Origin of the sequence: Thioalkalivibrio denitrificans (genome assembly GCF_002000365.1) — a bacterium.
Classification (GTDB): Bacteria; Pseudomonadota; Gammaproteobacteria; order Ectothiorhodospirales; family Ectothiorhodospiraceae; genus Thioalkalivibrio_A; species Thioalkalivibrio_A denitrificans.
The window spans coordinates 1-21,079 of the sequence record NZ_MVBK01000090.1 but is presented as its reverse complement, the minus strand read 5'-3'; the positions used below and the strand labels follow the sequence as shown (position 1 = coordinate 21,079).

The following is a 21,079-nucleotide window of genomic DNA, read 5'->3' as shown; positions in this document are numbered from 1 at the left end:
ATTGTCAACAATATCTCGCATAAGCAAGTATTATATCCCGTATTTTGACGAATATCCCTTTATGGTGTTGACATTATTGTTACCCTTCCTCTCGCGGTGAAAGGCAGGGAATTCTCTCGCAAAGTCCGCCAAGCACGCCAAGAAGATCTCTGGATACAGCCAATACGGCGGGCATGGGCCGCCCTATGAAAGGTTTCCTTGGCGTGCTTTGCGTTCTTTGCGAGAGAAAATTTCCATCAGTCCTTCCTCCACAGTCTGTGCGGCGCACATTCAGTGGCAGTGATTCACTTGCCGCCGCCCGCCAGGCCAATGGACTGCAGGGCCGCGCGGATCTCGTCCAGGATGGCCGGGTCATCGATGGTGGCCGGCGTCTGGTAGGACTCGTTGTCGGCAATCTTGCGCATGACCGCGCGCAGGATCTTGCCGGAGCGGGTCTTGGGCAGGCGGTCCACCACGGCCACCTTCTTGAACACCGCCACCGGGCCGATCTCCTCGCGCACCTGGGCGATCAGTTCCCTGGCGAGGGCGTCTTTTTCCTGGCTGACGCCGCTCTTCATCACCACCAGCCCGACCGGAACCGAACCCTTGAGTTCGTCGGCCACGGCGATCACCGCGCATTCGGCCACGGACGGGTGTGCGGCGAGCACCTCTTCCATGGCACCGCTGGAGAGCCGGTGGCCGGCCACGTTGATGGTGTCGTCGATGCGGCCCATGACGAACAGGTAGCCGTCCTCGTCCAGGTAACCGGAGTCGCCGGAGAGGTAATATCCGGGCACGGCGTCGAGGTACGACTCGCGGAAGCGCTGGTCGTTGTTCCACAGCGTCGGCAGGCAACCGGGGGGCATGGGCAGCTTGACCATGATGCGGCCCATCTCGCCCGCGCCGATCTCCTTGCCGTCGTCATTGACGATGCACACGTTGTAACCGGGTACGGGCTTGCCCGCGCTGCCGGGTTTGATCGGCAGTTGTTCAATGCCCACGAAGTTGCCGGCGATGGCCCAGCCGGTCTCCGTCTGCCACCAGTGGTCGATGACCGGGCGATCCAGGATCTCGCCCGCCCAGTTGAGGGTGTCGGGATCGCAACGCTCGCCCGCGAGGAAGAGCGTGCGGAACCCGCTCAGGTCGTAGCGCTTGAGATGCTCGGCCCTGGGATCTTCCTTCTTGATGGCCCGAAAGGCGGTGGGCGCAGTGAACATGGCGGCCACCTTGTGTTCGGAGATCACGCGCCAGAAGGCACCGGCATCCGGTGTGCCCACCGGCTTGCCCTCGTAAATGATGGTGGTGCACCCGTGCAGCAGCGGGCCGTAGACGATGTAGGAGTGGCCCACCACCCAGCCCACGTCGGAAGCGGCCCAGTACACCTCGCCGGGTTTGACGCCGTAGATGTGCTCCATGCTCCACTTCAGCGCCACGGCATGGCCGCCGTTGTCGCGCACCACGCCCTTGGGTTTGCCGGTGGTCCCCGAGGTGTAGAGGATGTACAGGGGGTCGGTGGCGGCTACGCTCACGCAGTCCTGCGCTTCGGCACCTTCCAGCGCCTCGTTCCACTCGATGTCGCGGCCGGAAACCATGTCCCCCGGGCCCTGGGGACGCTGCAGGATGATGCAGTGACCAGGCTTGTGTTTGGCCTGCTCGATGGCCTTGTCCAGCAGGGGCTTGTACTGCACCACGCGCGTGGGTTCGATGCCGCAGGAGCCGGCCACCACGACCTTCGGCTGGGCATCGTCGATGCGCGTGGCCAGTTCGTGCGCGGAGAAGCCGCCGAAGACCACGGAGTGCACGGCGCCGATGCGCGCGCAGGCGAGCATGGCCACCAGGGCCTCGGGCACCATGGGCATGTAGATGATCACGCGATCGCCCTTGGCCACCCCGAGTTTGACCAGCGCCCCGGCGAACAGGGCGACCCGGTCGCGCATCTCGCGGTAGGTGATGGACTGTTTAGTGTCCGTGACCGGGCTGTCGTAGATGATCGCCGGCTGGTCGGCGCGCCCTTCATCCACGTGACGGTCGAGGGCGTTGTAGCAGGTATTCAGTCGACCACCCGCGAACCAGCGGTAGAACGGCGCATTCGAGTCGTCGAGTACCTTTTCCCAGGGTGAGTCCCAGTGAATGGCTTCGGCTGCCTCGGCCCAGAACCCCTCGGGATCGCGCAGTGCGCGGTTGTAGACTTCTTCATACCCCATGACTCTCTCCTCTCCGGTTTCCTGCCGTTGTGATGCCCGCCGGACCGGACGCGGGCGACGCTCCTCGGGGAGCCACGCGCGGCCGTTCGGCAGTCATCGTCGGGTTGTACTGAATCCGAAAGGACCCCGGTGGTGGCATGGGCCAGGAGCCTGTCGGACTTAGGCTGCTCCCAGGCCCGACCTCATGCCGTCGTTCGTCCCGTGGTCCCGGATCAATTGGCGCTAACAGGACACTAGCTTGTTTGACGCAAGTGTCAACAATTGTTCGAGAGGATATTTTTCAACTTATTGATATATGGCAGTTATCAGATTTTCTTTTGGGGGAGAGTGACGAAATTGATGACGATTGCCGGTTGAAATGGGAGTCGGGAACTGGAAATTGAGATGCTGCATGGGGCCTGTAGGAGCCCAGCCCCCTGGGCGAACGGGGCTCGCTCAGGGGTTTTCGCCCGGAGGGCCGGGCTCCTACGGGTGCCGCACTTCATGCACGGATACCCGGAACCCGAGCAGGGGGGTTCGCCCGGAGGGCCGGGCTCCTACGGGGGGCGGTGGTTCGTCACGTCCTCTCGTGTATCCAATTCCCTATGGCCGGCGGCACCTGCTTCTGGGCCTTGCCGCTGACGTAGATGCCGATGTGTCCGCCCGGGAAGGAGAGCTCCGTGTAGTCCTTGGTGCCGGCAACCTTCTCCAGCGCCCTGGAGGCGGCCGGGGGAACCAGGTGATCCTGTTCGGCGAAGACGTTCAGCACGGGCATGGTGAGGTTGGCCAGGTCCGCGCGCCGGCTGCCGATCTGCACCCCGCCGTTCATCAGGGCGTTCTTCTGGTAGAAGTCCTTGATGAACTGACGGTAGGTCTCGCCGGCCTGGTCGGGGCTGTCGAAGATCCACTTCTCCATGCGCAGGAAGTTGTTGACCTTGCTGCTGTCATCCAGCAGATCCACCATGTCCAGGTATTTCTGGCCGATCAGCTGGTAGGGCTTGAGCATAAGGAAGGTGGCATTGAGCAGCTCACCGGGGATGTTGCCCATGGTGTCCACCAGCAGATCCACGTCCACGTGCCGGACCCAGCGGCTGAGCACGTTGTCGGGGGTGTGGAAATCCACTGGCGTCACCATGGTGATCAGGTTCTTGACCTTTTCCGGGTGCAGGGCGCTGTAGCACAGGCTGAACGTGCCGCCCTGACAGATCCCCAGCAGGTTGATGGCGTCCACCTTGTGGCGCTTGCGGATTACGTCCACGCAACGGTCGATATAGCCGTTGATGTAATCGTCCAAGGTGAGGAAACGGTCGGCCCGGTCCGGGTAGCCCCAGTCGATGAGATAGACATCCAGGCCCGCGTCCAGCAGGCCGCGCACGATGGAGCGGTTCTCCTGCAGGTCGGTCATGTAGGGTCGGTTCACCAGGGCGTAGACGATCAGGACCGGGACCCGGTTCTGGACCTTGGAGGCCGGCGGCTGGAAGCGATAGAGGGTGAGCTTGTCCTCCTCGTAGACAGCCTCCTTGGGCGTCACGCCGGTGGGGATCTCGCCCACTTCCATGAGGTTCTGCAGGCCGTGTCCCAGCTTGGTCTGGAACTCGGCCAGTTCGGCCATGATCTGGTCGGGTCGCATCTGTACGGGAATCATTGCCTCAACTCCTCTTGTTCGTGGACTTCCCGCTCGCCTCGGCCTTGCTGCCGCCGGACTTTTTCGCGGGCGCAGCGGCCTTGCGCTTGGGCGCGCTCTTGGGTGCCGCGGTCTTCGCAGGTTTCGGGCTCTCTTCGGCAGCGGCGCCGTTGTCGCCCTTCAGCGCGTCGAGCTCCCGGCGCAGACTGCGAATCTCCCGGCGGCTTTCCTGGAAACGCTGGTGTAGGGTGCTGATCTCGCGCCGGGTCGGCATGTTGAGTCCCTCCAGCACCTCGTCCACGAGCCTGGATCCTTCCTTCTTCACCGCCATCAGGGCGTTGACCAGTTCGCCGTAGGTGCGTGCGTATTCATCGGAGACCGAATACTCGCCGTAGACCTCCTCGCACACGTCCACCCACTCATTGAACAGCTCTCGCATGGTCGTGATGGGCTTCTCCCGGCGGGCCGCATCGTCCAGCCGGGCACGGAAGCGCTCCACGGAATCCAGGGCCACCTTGGCCAGTCCGGCCTCATAGGCCTGGTAGGCGCGCTGGTACTCCAGGACCCGGCGGGCGAGGGACTGGTACTGCTCCTGGGATTCGCGTGTATATCCCACACCGGGCAGCGACAGGAAATGCTCCAGGTGTTCGCCGGGTCCGAAGGCTGCGGCGCCCTCCGGCCGCAGCGCCTTCAGCATGTCGCCCGGAAGCGGCATGAACGACGAGGCCACCCGCTGCCAGGTGTCCATGGGCAGCTGCCAGAAGGCCATGAAATCCCGGGTCCGGTCATCGGCCTGTCCTGCGCCCATGCCCACCTTGCGCAGGGCATCGGAACACTGGTCCAGCCAGCTCTTGAGCGCATCGGTACCCGACTTGCCGCCGTTCTGGCGCATCAGCCCCTCGGCCATGGTGAAGTAGCCGCGGCCGAGATCCATCATGCGGTTGTAGAAATCCCGGGCATCCGGAGGCGCGGCCGGCGAGACCGATTTCCACCACTGATCCAGGGCGCCCGCCCAGGGGTTGGGAAGTTCGGTTCGGGCGGGGTCAGCGGCCTGGGCTGCTTCCATGGAGGTGCGCGACAGGTCGAGCCACGCGTCCCAGTACTTGCGCTGGGCCTCCATCCAGGCGTCCGGATTGAAGGGATTTGAATCGCTCATAAGGGGTGCTCCTGCCTGTCCGGGGCGCCGCCCCGGAGAAAGTGTGTACTGTCAATGGAAAGTAGCCTAACATAAAAATGGTGCAGTGCAACAATTTCCCGTGACCGGCAAAGGGAACCGGCAGAGCGCGAGTCCATCTGTTATAGACAGGGGAGTCGGTCCTGCATGGTTCCAGTATCGAATCCGGCCAGTCCGTTTACCTGAAATCCTGACGAGGAGAGAGATCCAATGAGTGATTCCACCGTGATCGTGGAGGCAGTCAGAACCCCCATCGGTTCCTTCAACGGCGCACTGTCGGGCATACCCGCCACCGAGCTGGGTGCCAGGGTGATCAAGGCCCTGATGGAAAGATCCGGCGTGTCGCCGGATGACATCGGCGAGGTGATTCTCGGTCAGGTGCTGCAAGCGGGGATTGGCCAGAATGGCGCCCGCCAGGCGGCCATGGCCGCCGGCCTGCCGGTGTCGGTGCCTGCCATGACCATCAACAAGGTCTGCGGCAGCGGCCTCAAGGCGGTCCAGCTTGCGTGGCAGGCCATTCGCTGTGGCGACGCCGAGGCGGTCATCGCCGGCGGCCAGGAAAACATGAGCCTGGCGCCGCACGTGCTGCCCGCCTCCCGCACCGGGAAGAAGATGGGCCCGTGGGAACTGGTGGATTCCATGATCGTCGACGGTCTGTGGTGCGCCTTCAACCAGTACCACATGGGCAACACCGCCGAGAACGTGGCCGGGGAGTTCAAGATCAGCCGGGAAGACCAGGACGCCTTTGCCGCGGAATCCCAGCAGCGCGCCGAGAAGGCCCAGAAATCCGGCGTCTTTGCCGACGAGATCGTGCCCATCGAAATCCCTCAGCGAAAGGGCGATCCCATCGTGTTCGACACCGACGAGTTCCCGCGTCACGGCACCACGGCAGAAGGGCTCGCAAAGCTGCGCCCGGCCTTCAGCAAGGAGGGCACCGTGACCGCCGGCAACGCCTCCGGCATCAACGACGGTGCCGCCGGCGTCATCGTGATGAGCGAGGCGCGTGCCCGGGACCTGGGCCTGAAGCCCCTGGCGCGTATTGTTTCCTTCTCGGCGGCGGGCGTTGATCCGGCGCTCATGGGGACCGGGCCGATCCCGGCGGCCACCCGCTGCCTGGAGATAGCGGGATGGAAGCCCTCGGATCTGGATCTCGTGGAAGCCAACGAGGCGTTCGCCGCACAGGCCATCGCCGTGAACCGTTCCATGGGCTGGGACCTTTCCAAGGTGAACGTCAGCGGTGGCGCCATCGCCCTTGGACATCCCATCGGTGCCTCCGGCGCGCGCGTGCTCGTCACGCTCCTTCACGGCATGAAGCGCACCGGGGCGCGCAAGGGCCTTGCCACCCTGTGCATCGGTGGCGGACAGGGCGTGGCGCTGGCCGTGGAGGGGGTGTGACATGAGCGGAGAACTGAGAGGACGGGTTGCCCTGGTCACCGGCGGCACGGGCGGCATCGGCACGGCCATCTGCACGCGTCTCGCCGACCTTGGCGCGCGCGTGGCCACGACCTATCGCAACGAGGAAAAGGCCAGGACCTGGCAGGCGGAGTTGAAGGAGCAGGGCTATGACATGGCCATCTACGCCTGCGACGTGGGCGATTACGATGCCTGCGTGAAGCTCATCAACCAGGTCGCCGAGGATCTGGGCCCCGTGGATGTCCTGGTGAACAACGCCGGCATCACCCGAGACACCACCCTCAAGAAGATGACGCCCCAGCATTGGCGCGAGGTGATCAACGCCAACCTGGACAGCGTGTTCAACATGACCCAGCCCCTGCTCGCGGACATGGCGCAGCGAGGCTGGGGCCGGGTGATCAACATCTCGTCCATCAACGGCCAGAAGGGGCAGTTCGGCCAGGCCAACTACGCCTCTGCCAAGGCGGGCATTCATGGTTTCACCATGTCCGCGGCCCAGGAAGTGGCCCGCAAGGGGGTGACGGTGAATACCGTCTCTCCCGGTTACATCGCCACCGACATGGTGATGGCGGTGCCTGAGGATGTGCGTGAGAAGATCATCGCGCAGATTCCGGTCGGGCGCCTCGGGCGTCCCGAAGAGATCGCCCATGTGGTAGCCTTTCTGGCCTCGGAACACGCCGGCTTCATCACCGGCGCCAACCTGGCCGCCAACGGCGGCCAGCACATGCACTAAATGATTGTTCACCACGAAGCACACGAAGGGCACGAAGAAAAGTCAAATTGGTGTCTCGCAATGAGCGCAAAGCACGCCAAGGAATGAGCGTGTTTGCAATGCGCTCTCGGCGCGCCATCGGACATTAACCGATGGCTGAATCGGCGGGCATGGCCCGCCCTATGATTACGGTTTTCTTTGCGTGCTTCGCGCCTTTGCGAGAGAACATTTCTTTTTTTCTTCGTGTTCTTCGTGCGCTTCGTGGTAGAAATGTCTTTCCAGCGTGCCGTCGCGATTGAAACCGGGGCACCGAAGGTCTGAGGGAGCAGTGAGGGTGAACGAACCGCGCATCATCAAGAAGTATCCGAATCGTCGGCTGTACGACACCGAGGAAAGCCGCTACGTCACGCTCAGTGACGTGCAGAAGCTGGTGCGTTCGGGAACCGACATCAAGGTGCTGGACAGTCAGACCAGTGAGGACATCACCAGAAGCATCCTGATCCAGATCATCACCGATCAGGAGACCGGCGGTGATCCCCTGTTCACCACGGAGATGCTGACGCGCTTCATCCGCTTCTATGACGAGGCGGTGCACGATGCCTTCTCCGGCTACCTGGATCAGAGCCTGCGGTTTTTCTCGGAGCAGCAGCAGCGCTTCGCGCGGCAGATGCATGAGGCCATGGGCACCAAGGACGTGTGGGATGTGGGGGAGATGACCCGCCGCAATCTCAAATTCTGGCAGGACATGCAGAGCGAGTTCTTCAAGGCCGCCGGCTTCCCCATGCCCGGCACCAAGGGCGGTTCATCCGACAAGGATCCCAAGGACGACCCGGAGAACAAGGGCTGACGGATTCCTTCAGGGTTGTGTCGTCAGCGGCACACGCTCCGACCAGTCGCGCCGGGGCAGGGTGCTGGCGGCCTCCTGGAGTTCCCGGGCGGCATCGTCTTCACCCACCGCTTTCAGGATCTCCCCCTTGAGCATGAGGGAATCGCGCGCGTAGGGGGCGATCTCCAGCGCTGAATCCACGGCTTCCATCGCCTTGTCCGGCCGGTCCTGCAGGTAATGCACCATGGCCAGATTGTGGTACGCCTTCTGGTAGGTCGGGTCGTTGCGCACGGCGGCTTCCATGTGCTCGACGGCCGCCTCGTAATCCTGTCTCTGCGCCAGCACGACGCCCAGGTCGCTGTGCGCCTCGGCGTTGTTGGGGTCGATACGCAGCGCCTCGCGGAAATCCGCCTCTGCGCGCTCGGGCTTTCCGAGCCACAGGTAACGAATCCCGCGTTTGGTATAGCCCAGCGAGCACTCGGGATTGCGTTCCAGGTAGACGTTCATATCCTCGATGCCCTCTCGGATTTTCCCCTTGCGAGCCAGCGCCATACCGCGTCCGAACCACGCCCCGTCAAGGGCCTCGTCGATGTCGAGTGCGGCCTCGTAGTCGGCGATGGCCCGATCGAAGTCGCCGCGCAGGAAATAGGCATCACCGCGCTTTACCCACAGATCGCCGCGCAACGGCGTGACGGGAATCTGGCGGTCGTACTGCTCGATCAGTCGGTCCAGTTCTGCGCGGGAGGCGGGGACGTAGGCAGGCCACTGACGCACCCTGTTGCTGGCGTGCAGGGGATCAAGGCGGTTCCCCGGGGATTCGTCGAGATTTGCGAAGCAGCGCTGGTACAGATCGGTGTCCCGCAGTTCATCGGGAACGGGGAAGAACTCCGCCTCTACCCAGACAGATTCGCCCTCGTGGGTGCCCCGGCACTGCTCATACAGTCTGCTTCCTGAGGCATCGAACTGTCGGAAGGCGCGCAGATCCCCCGTGCGGTGATGGAGATTCACGATGGTCTGTATGGGCGCATTGCGAAACTCCGGCAAGTACGTGGCCGTGTACTCCACCGCGACCCGGCCGTCGTCGTGGTGAAGGAACACCTGGATGCCATGTATGGAGTGGATTTCGCCGTTCTCCCAGCGAATCCGGCTCAGCAATCGATCGGATGCCTCGTCGTAATAGGACACCTCGCGGTAAAACTCCGGGCCCGCGGATGTGCCGGGTGCGTAGCCGCCGAGTCGGCTCTCGGTGCGCACGGGATGGTCCCGAAGCTGTTGCAGGTGAAGCTGGTAGGCATCGTCCACGAAGCCGTTCCAGATACGCACGTGGTCCGGGTCGGCGCGCATGCTCTGGGGTTCCGGCTCCTGGGCGGAGACCCCGGAGGCGGCCGAGAACAGGAAGGCCGGCAACAAGAGGACAAACCAGGGAAGGCGGGGAATCCTGCGTTCCTGGCTCATGCGGGGCGGGAAGAGGGGCATTTCGGTGGCCTTTCCAGGGGTTCATTGGGTGAAACGCCCCAGGGTTGCCCATTATTCCGGTCGGTGCCCCATCGGGGTCAGGTCCGGATCGATAGACGGCTGGAGGAAAATTTCATCGGAGCCCTTGACTTCCGATCCCCGGAGCCTATATTGTGCAATGCAACATTGCTGCGATGCAGCAATTGCCGAAATCCCGAAACGCTACCCCGGAGGGTAAAACCATGAAAGACATGTTTGAAATGATGAACAAGATGGGCGAGAGCGCCTTTGAGACCTCCCGCCGTCTGGCCGAGATCAACCAGGCCGCCCTGGAGAAGCTGATGAGCCAGCAGATGGAGCTGGTGGACGCCTGGGTGGAAACCGGCGTGAAGAACCTGGAGCTGATGGCCAAGGCCAAGGGCTACCAGGAAGTGGTGTCCGGTCAGGCCGAGCTGGCCCGCGAGTATGGCCAGAAGGTGCTGACCAGCTGCAAGAGCGGCTCCGAAGTGCTCAGCGAGGCCCGTGATTCCGCCAGCAAGCTGGTGGACGAGGCCGTCAAGAGCGCCGGCGAGAACGTCAAGCAGGCTGCTTCCGCCACCGCCAAGCGTGCCGCCTGAAAGGCTGCGGGAAAGCCGGAAGGAGGCGGAGCCATGTCGAGACGTGTAGCCCTGGTGACCGGCGGGACCGGCGGCATCGGAACAGCCATCTGCCGGGAGTTGACCGGCCGCGGCTGCCTGGTGGTCGCCAACTACCTGCCGGAGCTGGAGTCACAGGCCAAGGCCTGGCAGCAGGAACAGCTGGCCGACGGTATCGAGGTCGAGATCGCGCCCGGTGACGTGTCCTCATTCGAGGGCGCCCGGGCGATGATCGAGGACGTCGAGAAGCGCATCGGGCCGGTGGACATCCTGGTCAACTGTGCGGGCATCACGCGGGACAAGACCCTGCGCAAGATGTCCGAGGAGCAGTGGCGGGAAGTCATGTCCACCAACCTGGACAGCGTGTTCAACGTCACCCGGCACGTGATCGAGGGCATGTTGGAGCGTGGTTTCGGCCGCGTGATCAACATCTCCTCGGTCAACGGCCAGAAGGGTCAGTTTGGCCAGTGCAACTACGCCTCCGCCAAGGCCGGCATCCACGGCTTCACCATGTCCCTGGCCCAGGAGGCCGCCACCAAGGGCGTGACGGTCAATTCCGTCTCCCCGGGTTATGTCGCCACCGCCATGACGCTTGCCATGCCCGATGAAGTCCGGGAGGCGATCGTCGCCCAGGTGCCCATGAGGCGCATGGGGACGCCCGAGGAAATCGCACACGTGGTGGGTTTTCTGAGCAGCAGCAAGGCCGATTACATCACTGGAGCCAACATCCCGGTGAACGGCGGTCTGTATATGTCCTGAACGAAATACCTCCCCCCCATTGGGGCCCCGCCAGGGGCCCTTTTTTTTTGTTGGTCAGCACTCAGCACTCAGCGATCAGCACTCAGCTGACTGAACCCCACTTGGTATACTGAGGGGCAAGGTTGTGCAATCTGCCTTTTAACACTATGGGTGGAGGGCCTTTGACTGGCTTTGAAATACAGCTTTCTACCGACGCGTCCTCGCCTGTCATGGTCAGCCCGCAGGGCGAGTTGCCGGAGTATGGCCAGATCTGGGTCTGGGACCTGCTCTATGCCCGGATCATGCACGAACTGGGCGAGGCTCAAGAGGCGTCGGCGCTTCGCGAGCAGCTGGAGCTTTGGGCGGTGAACATGTCCAGCAAGATCTACCAACCATTCGATCATGTCCGCACCAAGGGGCATCTGAACCTGGATGAGACACTGAGACTCGGCGAGGTGACGGGGCCAGCGGAGCGGGTCCGGTTGACGGTGGACGCGGCAACGGGTGAATTGCCGCAGGTTCGTCTGGAGACGGAGGCCACGGATTTACCGCCTGCCATGCGGGCCCGCCTGGTGCTGGCGTTGGGTCAGTATTTCATTGAGGGCAATGACCTGTTTGCCAGGGAACTGCCGATTCACATCCTGGCGTTTCGCAAGTACTACGCCGACGTGGGCCCTGCCGGCGATCCGGAAAGCCTCGAGGAGGCCCCGTTGTTCGCCGTCCGGAAGGCCCTGGAGTACTTCCAGAGCGCCACCCGGAGCTCGGGTTAATCCATGAAGCGGGTCTTCTCAGCCAGCGATGTGGCTGCGGCCGGTTTCATCCAGGGCGTGCTTGAAAACGAGGGCATTCGCGCCATCGTGCGACATGGCCTGCTGACGGGTGCGGCAGGAGAGTTGCCGCCCACGGAATGCTGGCCCGAGGTATGGGTCATGGAGGACGACGACGAATCCCGGGCGCGGGAGATCATCGAGGCGGTCACCGCCGTCGGCCCCGAGGATGCCACCGGCTGGACCTGCCCCGGCTGCGGCGAGCACCTGGAAGCGGCGTTTACGCAGTGCTGGAATTGCGGACGCGAGCGGAATACGGGTTGAACCACGAAGGGCACGAAGAAAAAACATGTCCTCTCGCGAAGGCGCGAAGCCCGCGAAGGAAACCGATTCATAGGGCGGGCCGTGCCCGCCGTGCCGACATGATTCCGCGTCCGGCGGCGTCTCACCATACAAGCCCTTCTTGGCGTGCTCTGCGTCCTTTGCGAGAGAAAGTCTTTTTCTTCGTGACCTTCGTGTGCTTCGTGGTAAAGGGGCGTTTTGCCCACCACTGGCAGGACGCAGAACCTCGTCGCATCGGCAGGCACGGCCCGGCAATCCAAGACCGTTAAATACCCTAAGAGGTTTTCTTTGCGAGCTTCGCGCCTTCGCGAGAGAACATGCCTTTCTCGTGGCAAACGCGCAGTTCAGGCAACCACCTTGCCTTCGAGGCGGATGATCTCGCCGGTGGTGCGGCCGGCGTCGGGACCGAGGAAGTAGAGGTAGGGGGCGAGCACGGCCTCGGGTGTCGGGTGCTTGTTGGGGTTCTCGCCGGGGTAGTTCTGGGTACGCATCCGGGTTCTCAGCGGGCCGGTGTCCACTCCGTTGACGCGTATGAAGCGCTCGCCGGCGTATTCCTCCGAGAGGATCTTCAGCATCGCCTCCTGGCCGCCCTTGGCGACGCCGAAGGCGCCCCAGTAGGCGCGCGCGCTGTCATGGGCGGAGAACACTATGGCAGGGTCGGGTGCGGCCTCCAGCAGGGGGAGCACCGCCCGCGTGAGCAGAAAGGGTGCGTGGAGGTTCGTGGTGATCACCCGTGACCAGAGTTCCACGTCGTAATATTTGAACGGTGTCAGACTGCCGACCCATCCGGCGTTGTGCACCAAGCCGTCCAGCCGCCCCATTTGCGACGCGAGGTTGTCTGCCAGATCCTCGTGATCCTTGGCGGTGGCGCCTTCCAGGTTCATGGGATAGATACCCGGCTGTGGTGCGCCCGACTGCTCGATCTCGTCATAGACCGCTTCCAGGGCCTTGATCTCCTTGTCCAGGAGAATCACCGTGGCACCCAGGCGTGCGCAAGCCAGAGACAGGGCGCGTCCGACGCCGGCACCGGCACCGGTGATGAGGATGACGCGTTCCGCCAGCAGGTCGGGCGGTGGCTGGTAGGCGAGGAGTTGTTCGGGTGTCATGAGTAGGAGCGTACAGGGATGTCAGGCGTCCGGCGCGGTTTCACGGATGATGGCGCGGGCGCATTGTATGCCATTCAGCACGGCCCCTTCGAGGGTGGCCGGCAGACCGTTGCGCACATGATCACCGGCGAGCCAGAGCCCGCGGATCGGTGTGCGCATGGCGGGCCGGAGCGCTTCGCACCCGGCGGCGGCGCGGAACGTGGCGCGTTTCTCGCGCACCACCCAGTGCGCCTGCGGGGCCGGCCAGTCGGGAAACAGGAGCGCCAGTTCGGCAGTCACCTGCCTGGCCAGCGCGTCGTTGTCCAGGTCCATGTGGGCGCCCGGACCCGATACCACCACGGCCATGACGCCCGCTTGCCCCGTGTGCCGGCGATCGAAGACCCATTGTGCGGTAAGGTCCAGCACACCCACCATGGGCATGGGCAGATGCACCTCGGGGGGATACTGCAGGTAGATGGTGCAGATGGGTTCCTGACCCAGTTGCTCCAGGCCCCGCACCACGCCGCGCATGTCGGGCAGCGGGGTCAGCAGCGCGGCGCTCACGTTGGGCGGTGTGGCCAGGATCACGTTGCCGGCCTCGAGGTCGAGATCCCGCATCCGAACGCGCAGACCCCACTCAAGCGGTTCCACGCCGGTCACCCGCCGGCCGGTGAGCAGGCGTCCGCCCCGGTCCTCCAGGTAACGCTGCGCCGGTTGTGCCAGGACGCGATCAAGGTCCACCCGAGGCAACAGCAGATCGCAGTGGCTGCGATGACCGGTGAAGGCCTCCTTCAGCACCTCCGTGAAGAGCCTGGCCGAGGCCTCGTGCACCGGCGTATTCAGGGCGGCCAGGCACAGGGGTGACCACAGGCCACGTCGCAGGCTCTCGGGCTGGTTGCAACGCTGCAGCAGCGTGGCAACGGTGATGTCCTCTGTATCTGTCTCCCGGATCATGCGCCGGATGCCGGGAAGGGCGCGCAGCGTCTCGAACAGACCGGCCCCGCGTGCGGTGAGCAATCCGGCGAGCAGGTGCAGCGGCGCGGGCAGGTACAGGGGAGAAAGCGCAAGGCCGCGCCTTTCCGGCGCACGCATGGTCAGATCCAGAGGCAGGCGCAGGAGCACTTCGCTTTCGGCGACCTCGAGTCTGTGCAGCAGGGCCAGAATGTGTTCGTAGGCCCCAAGCAGGACGTGTTGACCGTTGTCCAGGACATGGTCTCCCAGGGCGACACTGCGGGCCCGTCCGCCGGGCTGCTGCGCGGCTTCCAGCACGGTGACTTCCCGGCCGGCGGCGGCCAGTTCCACCGCCGCGGCCAGACCCGACCACCCGGCGCCCACGACAATCGTGTCCACGGGTCTCATGCGAGTTGCCGGCGGCGATGACGCCGCTTCTCCTTCCGCGCCGTGCGCCAGGCGATCCACAGCTTGCGCAGCGGTGTGAGCCGGATGCGCCGCTCCAGCACCCGGTAGCCATCGCGCTCGATCTCGTCCAGCAGCGTGCGGTAGATGGTTGCCATGATGATGCCGCTTCGCTGGGCATAACGGTCCGATTCGGGGAGCCGTTCGAAGGCCCGGTCGTAGTAGTCCCGTGCGCGACGTCCCTGGAACTCGAACAGTGCGCGGAGCCGGTCCGATGCCTGGGGCAGGGTGAGTTCCTTGGGCTCCACACCGAACCGCCGCAACTCGTCCAGCGGGATGTACACGCGGCCGCGCAAGGCGTCCTCGTGAACGTCGCGCAGGATATTCGTGAGCTGGAAGGCCATCCCCAGGTCGTGGGCGTAGCGGGTGGTCTGCCGGTCCTCGTAGCCGAAGATCTCGGCCGCCATCAGACCCACCACGGACGCCACGCGATGACAGTACAGGGAGAGTTCGGTGAACGTGGGGTAGGCGTCATAATCCAGGTCCATCTGCATGCCGTCGATGATCTCCCGGAAGTGCTCCTCGGGTAGATTGTAGCGCTCGATGGCCGGTTGCAGGGCACGGGTCACCGGATGGCCGGGGTGGCCCGCAAACAGGCGCGCCACTTCCTCGCGCCACCAGTCCAGCTTGCGGCGCGCAATGTCCGGCTCCCGGCACTCGTCCACCACGTCATCCACCTCCCGGCAGAAGGCGTAGAGTGCCGTAATCGCCCGGCGCTGTTCCTCCGGCAGGAACCGGAAACTGTAGTAGAAGCTGGAACCGCTGCGCGCAGCCTTGTCCTGGCAGTACTGTTCCGGCGTCATGACAGCGACCCTTTGGCCATGGCGGCGGTCCTCCGCGGCAGGAGGGCGTTCCTGAGGATGACTGCGTAATCGGTCCACCGCAGGCGCGGACGCGAGAACACGTCGGCCTCGCGCCGTTTCAAATGCCACAATACGCGCGCCCCCGCAACCGTGATCATGCGGATCTCGAGCCCGAATCGCCCCCCGAGTTCGGCACCCAGCGGCGCACCGGAGCGCAGCAGCCGGTCGGCCCTGTCGTACTGAAAGTGCATCAGGCGGCGCATGGCCGGGTCGGTGACGGCCTCGGCGATATGCGCCTCGCTCACGCCGAAGCGGGCCATCTCGTCCTGGGGCAGGTAGATGCGTCCCATCTCGTGATAATCCTGCGAGAGATCCTGGTAGAAGTTGATCAGCTGCAGTGCGGAGCAGATGGCATCGGAACAGGCTGTCTTGCGTGCATCCGCGTGCCCGGCAAGATGCAGCAGCAGCCGACCCACAGGGTTGGCGGAGCGCCGGCAGTATTGCATCACCTGCCCGAAGTCCTGATAACGTGTGACCGTCACGTCCTGGCGGAAGGCATCGAGCAGGTCCCGGAACAGGGAGACGGGCAGCCCGTGCGCGCGGATGGCGTGGGACAGCGCGATGAAGCCGTCATCGTCATCGGGTTCGCCCGCGGCCGCAGCCTCGAGCCTCCTGTCCAGCGCATCAAGGGCTTCCAGGCGTTGCTGCGGGGTCAGCGTGCCCTCGTCGGCGAGGTCGTCGGCACGGCGCGCAAACACGTAGATGGCTGCTACCGGGCCTCGCATGCGGGCCGGCAACAACAGCGATGCCACCGGGAAGTTCTCATAGTGGGCCCGGGCCCGGCGTGTACACTGGGCATAGGCCCTGCGGACACGGTGATCGGGACGATCAGACATAAGCGGGGTGTCACCCGGCCGGGGGCGGGGCAAGGGGCGCATGACGAGGCGCGTTGCGGGCTGACATGGGAGGCGAGTCTATCACAGGGCATCGGTGCGGCCGGTGCCCGTCTGGAGCTGAGGTATGGACGATCTGGAGATCTATCGCGACACGCTGATCTATCTGTTCCTGCTCATGGTGGTCTTCCTGGCCACCGTGGTGCCGGCGCTGCTGGCCATGCGCCGCATGCGTGCCCGTGGCCGACGCATGCGCACCGCGGGCGGGCGCATGGGCTACGAACCGTGGTCGGGCAAGGAGAGCTTCCTGATGGTCGAGCTGGAACGTCTGGGCGTGATCGAGTCGTCCGGTGCCGGAGCGGTGTTTCACCCGCTCCATCGCCAGGAGGCGCGGCGGCGTGCGTGGCTGTTCGACCTGCTCGCCGGCCAGTCCGGCTGGCGGCGTTACGTATTGCGCGATCGGGCGGCTGGTTCCACACGCACCGTGGCCCTGGTACAGAGCGAGATACTCGACAGCCCCTACCTGATGGTGGAACCGGAGAATCCGCCCTCCAAGGCCCTGGGGCGCCTCGCCGACCGGATCGAGCACATGCATGGTCTGGAATCCGTGGAACTGCCGATCGGCGCGAGGGCGGTGCCCGGCATCCGAATCCGCACACGCAGCGGTCATGAGGCCGAGGCCCTCAGGGTGGTGATGGAATCGGGCATGCTGGACGTCCTGCGCAGGGAGAAGGATCTGGCGATACGGGCCCACGGCCAGATCATGGCGGTGGTCCGCCCGCTGAGCCCCACGGATACGCGTGAGGTCGGTGCCCTGCTGAACACCGCCGAAACCCTGGTATCGGGCCTGGAAGCGGCGGCACCGCGCAAGGAGTCATCGGGGTCGGAGGACCGGAGTCCATGAAAGACAGTGCCTCCTCAAGTGAGCGCCCGTGGCGTCAAGGTGATCGCAGGCTGTTCCCGGGGCGGAGGTGGGCACAGGCGAGACTGCTTGTCGGCGTCGCTGTTGTGGGCTTGCTGACGGGTACCGCGGTCCAGGCGGATGGCGCCGATCGTTTCACGTTGCCCGGCCCTGGCCTGGTGGAGGACCATCGGCAGGGCCTCGTCTGGATGCGCTGCAGTCTGGGGCAGCGGCCCGATGGCGACCGGTGTTCGGGTGAGGCCGAACGCCTGACCTGGTCAGAAGCGAACCGGCGTGTTGAAGCGCTGGCATCTCGCGCCTGTCCGTGGCGTTTGCCCGAGTTCCACGAACTGCGGTCGCTGCTGCAGCCTTCGGGCGCCGGCCCGGCCCTGGATCGCACGGCCTTCCCCGACACGCCCGACGGATGGTTCTGGACGCGGGTGCGTGCCGGCGGACATTCCCAGTACGACTGCTTCGTGGACTTTGCCGGCAGCGGCCGCACACGCTGCAACATGGGCGGCCGATTCTATCTGCGTCCGGTGATGAGCCGCGACCAGGGCGTCGAGGCATGCATCTTTCGCTGACTGCCCGCCAGCGGGACCGCGGTATGACCGTGTGGCTCCGGGAGCCTGGAGCGGCTACGATCCCGTCACCGCCTTCACGAGGTTGACGCCGTTCATGGCGAAACGTCATAAGAAAATCAGCTTTCGGTCCCTGGCGGAGGCCGACTATGCGGCACTGCCAAGACTCACCGGGACTGCGGACGAATCTGCCGCGGTGTTCTGGGAGGCGGCTGATCCCGCCAGCCCGACGGCCATCCGCGAGTTGCTGCGGTCACGCCAGGACGTGACGGTGGCGGAGGTGAAGGGTAGGGTGGTCGGGCTCGGTGCCCTCTACGAGGTGGAAGAGGGCAGGCAGGGCTATCTGGGGCCCGTGGTGGTGGATCCCGAGTACCGGGGTCACGGCGTGGGCAGCATGCTGGTGTCCCGGCTGCTGGACGTGGCCTTCCGCGGCCACCGGGTTCGCGAAGTGCGCGCCCGCATCCCGGGCGACAACGAGGACGGCGTCGTGATGCTGTCGGAAATGGGCTTCATGCCCTACAGCCACGAGGAACACGCCACCCCCGACGGCCGCTCCCGCGTCGTGGTCCAGATGCGCATCAACCGCCGGGGCCACCAGGATAACGATTGAGGCGTTGATTTCGTTTGGATTGAACCACGAAAATTCAAGAACATGTTCTCTCGCAAAGACGCGAAGCACGCCAAGAAAATCCTGGAACAGTTCGTTGGGCTGCCCGTGTCCGCTGTGCCGCCACGATCCCACGTCCGGCGGTATACCCTTTCTTCAGGATCTCCTTGGCGTACTCTGCGGCCTTTGCGAGAGAAGGCCTTTTGTCTCTTCGTGAGCCTCGTGGTTCAATCATGAACATAGGGCGCCCCATGGGCGCCGCCGGACGCGGAATCGTGTCGGGGTGGCGGGCACGGCCCGCCCTATGAATCGCTTTCCTTGGCGTGCTTCGCGTCTTTGCGAGAGAAAGTCTTTTTTGTCTCTTCGTGCCCTTCGTGCGCTCCGTGGTTCAATCACTCTTTCGGCGGTTCCTCGGTGTCCAGGGGCATGCGGGGGGCCTGTTCAAGGGGCGTGGGTTCTTCCATCTGCTTCCTGGCCTGGATGCCCAGTTCCGGGAAACGCCGGGCGCCGGGCATGACGTTGCGCTCAAGGGAACCCACCGCCTTGTTGTAGTGGTCCACGCTGGTGCCCAGCGTCTTGCCGAGACGTGCCAGGTGTTCCGTGAATGTTGCCAGTCGCTTGTAGAGTTCCTCGCCCAGTTCACGGATGCGCTCGGCATTCTCGGCCACGGCCTGCTGACGCCAGCCGTAGGCTACGGCGCGCAGCAAGGCCACCAGGCTGCTCGGGGTGGCCAGGATCACGCGGTTTGAGAGGGCATCCTCCAGCAGGGCAGGATCGTGTTCCAGGGCAGCTGACAGGAACTGGTCGCCGGGGATGAACAGGATGACGAAATCCGGTGACTCCTTGAACTGCGTCCAGTAGGCCTTGCTGGAAAGCTCACGCATGCGCTCGCGCACCTTGCGCGCGTGAGTCTTGAGATGCTGTTCGCGCTGCTGGTCGTCCGGGGCGTCCGCGGCGGCCAGGTAGGCGTCCAGGGGCGTCTTGGCGTCCACCACCAGTTCCCGGGCGTCGGGCAGGCGCACGATCATGTCCGGGCGCATGGCGCCGTCTTCGGTGACCCGGTGCGTCTGCTCCTGAAAGTCGCAGTGCTCCACCATGCCCGCCAGTTCCGCAAGCCGCCGCAGAGTCATCTCGCCCCATTGGCCGCGTACCGTCGGGCGTGACAGCGCGCGCACCAGGTTGTTGGTCTCGAGTTGCAGGCGCTGCTGCCCCTCGGCCATCAGCTGGAGGTGCTGGCTCAGGGAACCGAACGCCTTTTCCCGGGCCTGCTCCATGGCGCGAATCTGGGCCTCGGTCTTTTCCAGTGTCTCCCGTATCGGTTTGACCAGTCCCTCAATGGCCTTTTCCTTCTGGTTCAGGTCGGCACTGGCCTGTACCTGCACCGCCTTGAGATGCTCCTTGGCCAGGCGCAGGAATTCCTCGCTGTTGTGTCTGAGCGCCTGGCCCGCCAGCGCCGAGAAACTGTCCGACATCTGCTTGCGGTATTCCTCGAACGCCGCCGTACGCTCTTCGCCGCGGCGTCTCTCCGCCGCCAGCTCCGATTCGAGCACCGCCGTGCGCTGCTGCGCGCGCAGGTACGCGACAACGTACCCGAGCAGGGCGCCGACGATGAGGGCGATGATGACGGCAATGATCAGCGTCGTGTTCAACTGGTGTCTCTATTTATATGAAAAGGCCGTTTTACCACGAAGCTCACGACGGACACGAAGAAACTGAAAAAATGGTCTCTCGCGAAGACGCGAAGCACGCCAAGGAAAGCGTTGAATCATAGAAAACCAAATCAGTAACAGCAAAAGGCCATTCCTGGGGTACTTCGCGCTCTTTGCGAGAGAATGTCTTTTTCCCCTTCCTGCCCTTCGTGGTCCAATGCCCTACATAGGGCGCCCCATGGGCGCCACCGGACATTGAACAATGCCAGGGCGGCGGGCATGGCCCGCCCTATGAATTGGCTCTCTTGGCGTGCTTCGCGTCTTTGCGAGAGAACATTTTTTACTTTCTTCGTGTCCTTCGTGCGCTTCGTGGTAAGACAGAACTTCAGGTTTCCTCGCCAACCCTCGCCACCGGCTCGTGCGTGCCGAGCATCCAGTCGACGACCTCGCGGGGTTCGCGGATCATGCCGTCGGCGCCCCATTGCTCCGGGCGCTGGGTCTCGTCGATGTAGCCGTACAGGGCAATGAGCGTGGCCATGCCGGCGGCGTGCCCGGCCTGGATGTCGCGTTCGGCGTCACCCACGTAGAGGCACTCGGCCGGGCGCGATCCGGCCAGTTCACAGGCGTGCCACATGGGCGCGGGATGGGGTTTGCGTTCGTCGATGGTGTCGCCGCTCACGATGCAGGCCGCCCGGCCGGCAAGGCCCAGAGCGACCATGAGCGGGTCGGTGAGAAACGCCGGCTTGTTGGTGACCACGCCCCAGTTGAGACCGCGCGATTCGAGCCAGGCGAGCAGCGTGTCCATGCCGGGGAACAACACCGTGTCGCGAAACAGATTCTCCGCGTAGATCTCCAGGAAACGCGCGCGCAGTTGCTCGAAGCGTTCCCCCTCGGCATCCGGAAAGGCCAGCCGCACCAGGGCGGTGGAACCGTGGGAGACATGATTGCGCACCCGCTCGAAGGGCAGGGGCTCAAGCCCCTGCTCCCGGGACAGCTGGACCTGTGCCGCGTGGAGATCCGGCGCGGTGTCGGCGAGCGTGCCGTCCAGATCGAACAGTATCGTCCGGAAGGGGAAGTCCGGTGCGGGCCTCACGCGTCCCTCGTGGTGTGCATCAGATAGTTGACCTGTACGTCATCGTCGAGCCGGTATTCGTGCGTGACGGGGTTGTACCCGAGCCCCGCCAGGTGTCGTGTCTCGAGTCCCGCGGCGCGCGCCCAGCGGGTGAGTTCCGAGGGCCGGATGAAGCGCGCGTACTCGTGGGTACCCCGGGGCAGCAGGCCGAGTACGTACTCGGC

General features: G+C 64.4%; 20 protein-coding genes and 1 pseudogene. 10 read left to right on the top strand and 11 right to left on the bottom strand.

Annotated features, from left to right (window positions below):
* Positions 1 to 284 precede the first annotated feature (284 nt).
* The 3 genes from B1C78_RS13700 to phaE form a co-directional block, all read right to left on the bottom strand.
* A complete protein-coding gene (locus tag B1C78_RS13700; protein WP_077279737.1) occupies positions 285 to 2,183 on the bottom strand; it encodes a propionyl-CoA synthetase in 1,899 nt (632 codons plus the stop codon).
* A gap of 556 nt (positions 2,184 to 2,739) precedes the next feature.
* Entirely contained in the window at positions 2,740 to 3,807 is a 1,068-nt protein-coding gene (locus tag B1C78_RS13695; RefSeq protein ID WP_077279736.1) for a class III poly(R)-hydroxyalkanoic acid synthase subunit PhaC, read from the bottom strand.
* A gap of 4 nt (positions 3,808 to 3,811) precedes the next feature.
* Positions 3,812 to 4,942: a class III poly(R)-hydroxyalkanoic acid synthase subunit PhaE gene (gene phaE / locus B1C78_RS13690; RefSeq protein WP_077279735.1), complete on the bottom strand. Its 1,131-nt coding sequence runs from the start codon at positions 4,940 to 4,942 to the stop codon at positions 3,812 to 3,814.
* 228 nt (positions 4,943 to 5,170) lie between these two features.
* Between phaE and B1C78_RS13685 the strand changes: the two genes are divergently transcribed.
* The 3 genes from B1C78_RS13685 to phaR all read left to right on the top strand — a co-directional run bounded on the left by B1C78_RS13685 (position 5,171) and on the right by phaR (position 7,932).
* The gene (locus B1C78_RS13685; RefSeq protein WP_077279734.1) at positions 5,171 to 6,355 is read left to right on the top strand and encodes an acetyl-CoA C-acetyltransferase; all 1,185 of its coding nucleotides are present in this window, start codon (positions 5,171 to 5,173) and stop codon (positions 6,353 to 6,355) included.
* A gap of 1 nt (position 6,356) precedes the next feature.
* Positions 6,357 to 7,106: an acetoacetyl-CoA reductase gene (gene phbB / locus B1C78_RS13680; RefSeq protein WP_077279733.1), complete on the top strand. Its 750-nt coding sequence runs from the start codon at positions 6,357 to 6,359 to the stop codon at positions 7,104 to 7,106.
* A gap of 313 nt (positions 7,107 to 7,419) precedes the next feature.
* Positions 7,420 to 7,932, top strand: coding sequence for a polyhydroxyalkanoate synthesis repressor PhaR (gene phaR, locus B1C78_RS13675; protein ID WP_077279732.1), 513 nt, complete (start codon positions 7,420 to 7,422; stop codon positions 7,930 to 7,932).
* Between the two features lie 9 nt (positions 7,933 to 7,941).
* On the opposite strand, the gene B1C78_RS13670 is transcribed toward phaR, so the two are convergent.
* Positions 7,942 to 9,387 carry a tetratricopeptide repeat protein gene (locus B1C78_RS13670; RefSeq protein ID WP_077279731.1) on the bottom strand — a complete coding sequence of 482 codons (1,446 nt, stop codon included), beginning with the start codon at positions 9,385 to 9,387 and terminating at the stop codon, positions 7,942 to 7,944.
* A gap of 221 nt (positions 9,388 to 9,608) precedes the next feature.
* Between B1C78_RS13670 and B1C78_RS13665 the strand changes: the two genes are divergently transcribed.
* The 4 genes from B1C78_RS13665 to B1C78_RS13650 all read left to right on the top strand — a co-directional run bounded on the left by B1C78_RS13665 (position 9,609) and on the right by B1C78_RS13650 (position 11,830).
* Positions 9,609 to 9,983, top strand: a complete 375-nt coding sequence (locus tag B1C78_RS13665; RefSeq protein ID WP_245795432.1) for a phasin family protein — start codon at positions 9,609 to 9,611, stop codon at positions 9,981 to 9,983.
* A 33-nt stretch (positions 9,984 to 10,016) separates the two neighbouring features.
* The gene (gene phbB / locus B1C78_RS13660; protein WP_077279730.1) at positions 10,017 to 10,760 is read left to right on the top strand and encodes an acetoacetyl-CoA reductase; all 744 of its coding nucleotides are present in this window, start codon (positions 10,017 to 10,019) and stop codon (positions 10,758 to 10,760) included.
* 161 nt (positions 10,761 to 10,921) lie between these two features.
* Positions 10,922 to 11,509, top strand: a complete 588-nt coding sequence (locus B1C78_RS13655; RefSeq protein ID WP_139349940.1) for a hypothetical protein — start codon at positions 10,922 to 10,924, stop codon at positions 11,507 to 11,509.
* Between the two features lie 3 nt (positions 11,510 to 11,512).
* On the top strand, positions 11,513 to 11,830 hold the full coding sequence (locus B1C78_RS13650) for a putative signal transducing protein (protein WP_077279728.1): 318 nt from the start codon (positions 11,513 to 11,515) through the stop codon (positions 11,828 to 11,830).
* Positions 11,831 to 12,192: 362 nt separating this feature from the next.
* On the opposite strand, the gene B1C78_RS13645 is transcribed toward B1C78_RS13650, so the two are convergent.
* From B1C78_RS13645 to hpnC, 4 genes are read right to left on the bottom strand one after another with little or no spacing between them, the layout of a single operon-like run.
* Entirely contained in the window at positions 12,193 to 12,954 is a 762-nt protein-coding gene (locus B1C78_RS13645) for an SDR family NAD(P)-dependent oxidoreductase (RefSeq protein ID WP_077279727.1), read from the bottom strand.
* Between the two features lie 21 nt (positions 12,955 to 12,975).
* Positions 12,976 to 14,292 carry a hydroxysqualene dehydroxylase HpnE gene (hpnE, locus tag B1C78_RS13640; RefSeq protein WP_077279726.1) on the bottom strand — a complete coding sequence of 439 codons (1,317 nt, stop codon included), beginning with the start codon at positions 14,290 to 14,292 and terminating at the stop codon, positions 12,976 to 12,978.
* The gene (hpnD, locus tag B1C78_RS13635; RefSeq protein ID WP_077279725.1) at positions 14,289 to 15,152 is read right to left on the bottom strand and encodes a presqualene diphosphate synthase HpnD; all 864 of its coding nucleotides are present in this window, start codon (positions 15,150 to 15,152) and stop codon (positions 14,289 to 14,291) included. The genes hpnE and hpnD overlap by 4 nt, the downstream gene beginning before the upstream one ends.
* Positions 15,149 to 16,048 (bottom strand): squalene synthase HpnC, encoded by a 900-nt coding sequence (gene hpnC / locus B1C78_RS13630; protein ID WP_077279724.1) that lies wholly within the window; start codon positions 16,046 to 16,048, stop codon positions 15,149 to 15,151. The genes hpnD and hpnC overlap by 4 nt, the downstream gene beginning before the upstream one ends.
* 124 nt (positions 16,049 to 16,172) lie before the next feature.
* Between hpnC and B1C78_RS13625 the strand changes: the two genes are divergently transcribed.
* From B1C78_RS13625 to B1C78_RS13615, 3 genes are all read left to right on the top strand, one after another.
* Positions 16,173 to 16,949, top strand: coding sequence for a hypothetical protein (locus tag B1C78_RS13625; protein ID WP_077279723.1), 777 nt, complete (start codon positions 16,173 to 16,175; stop codon positions 16,947 to 16,949).
* Positions 16,946 to 17,530, top strand: a complete 585-nt coding sequence (locus tag B1C78_RS13620; RefSeq protein WP_077279722.1) for an Lcl C-terminal domain-containing protein — start codon at positions 16,946 to 16,948, stop codon at positions 17,528 to 17,530. Before B1C78_RS13625 ends, B1C78_RS13620 begins: the two co-directional genes overlap by 4 nt.
* Positions 17,531 to 17,624: 94 nt before the next feature.
* Positions 17,625 to 18,137 carry a GNAT family N-acetyltransferase gene (locus B1C78_RS13615; protein ID WP_077279753.1) on the top strand — a complete coding sequence of 171 codons (513 nt, stop codon included), beginning with the start codon at positions 17,625 to 17,627 and terminating at the stop codon, positions 18,135 to 18,137.
* A 389-nt stretch (positions 18,138 to 18,526) separates the two neighbouring features.
* Here the strand turns inward: B1C78_RS13615 and B1C78_RS13610 are convergent, their stop codons facing one another.
* The 3 genes and pseudogenes from B1C78_RS13610 to B1C78_RS13600 form a co-directional block, all read right to left on the bottom strand.
* A complete protein-coding gene (locus B1C78_RS13610; protein ID WP_077279721.1) occupies positions 18,527 to 19,783 on the bottom strand; it encodes a DNA recombination protein RmuC in 1,257 nt (418 codons plus the stop codon).
* A 385-nt stretch (positions 19,784 to 20,168) separates the two neighbouring features.
* Entirely contained in the window at positions 20,169 to 20,876 is a 708-nt protein-coding gene (gene gph, locus B1C78_RS13605) for a phosphoglycolate phosphatase (protein ID WP_077279720.1), read from the bottom strand.
* Positions 20,873 to 21,079: pseudogene (locus B1C78_RS13600) on the bottom strand (bifunctional 2-polyprenyl-6-hydroxyphenol methylase/3-demethylubiquinol 3-O-methyltransferase UbiG); the annotation flags it as partial. The pseudogene B1C78_RS13600 and the gene gph, both read right to left, overlap by 4 nt.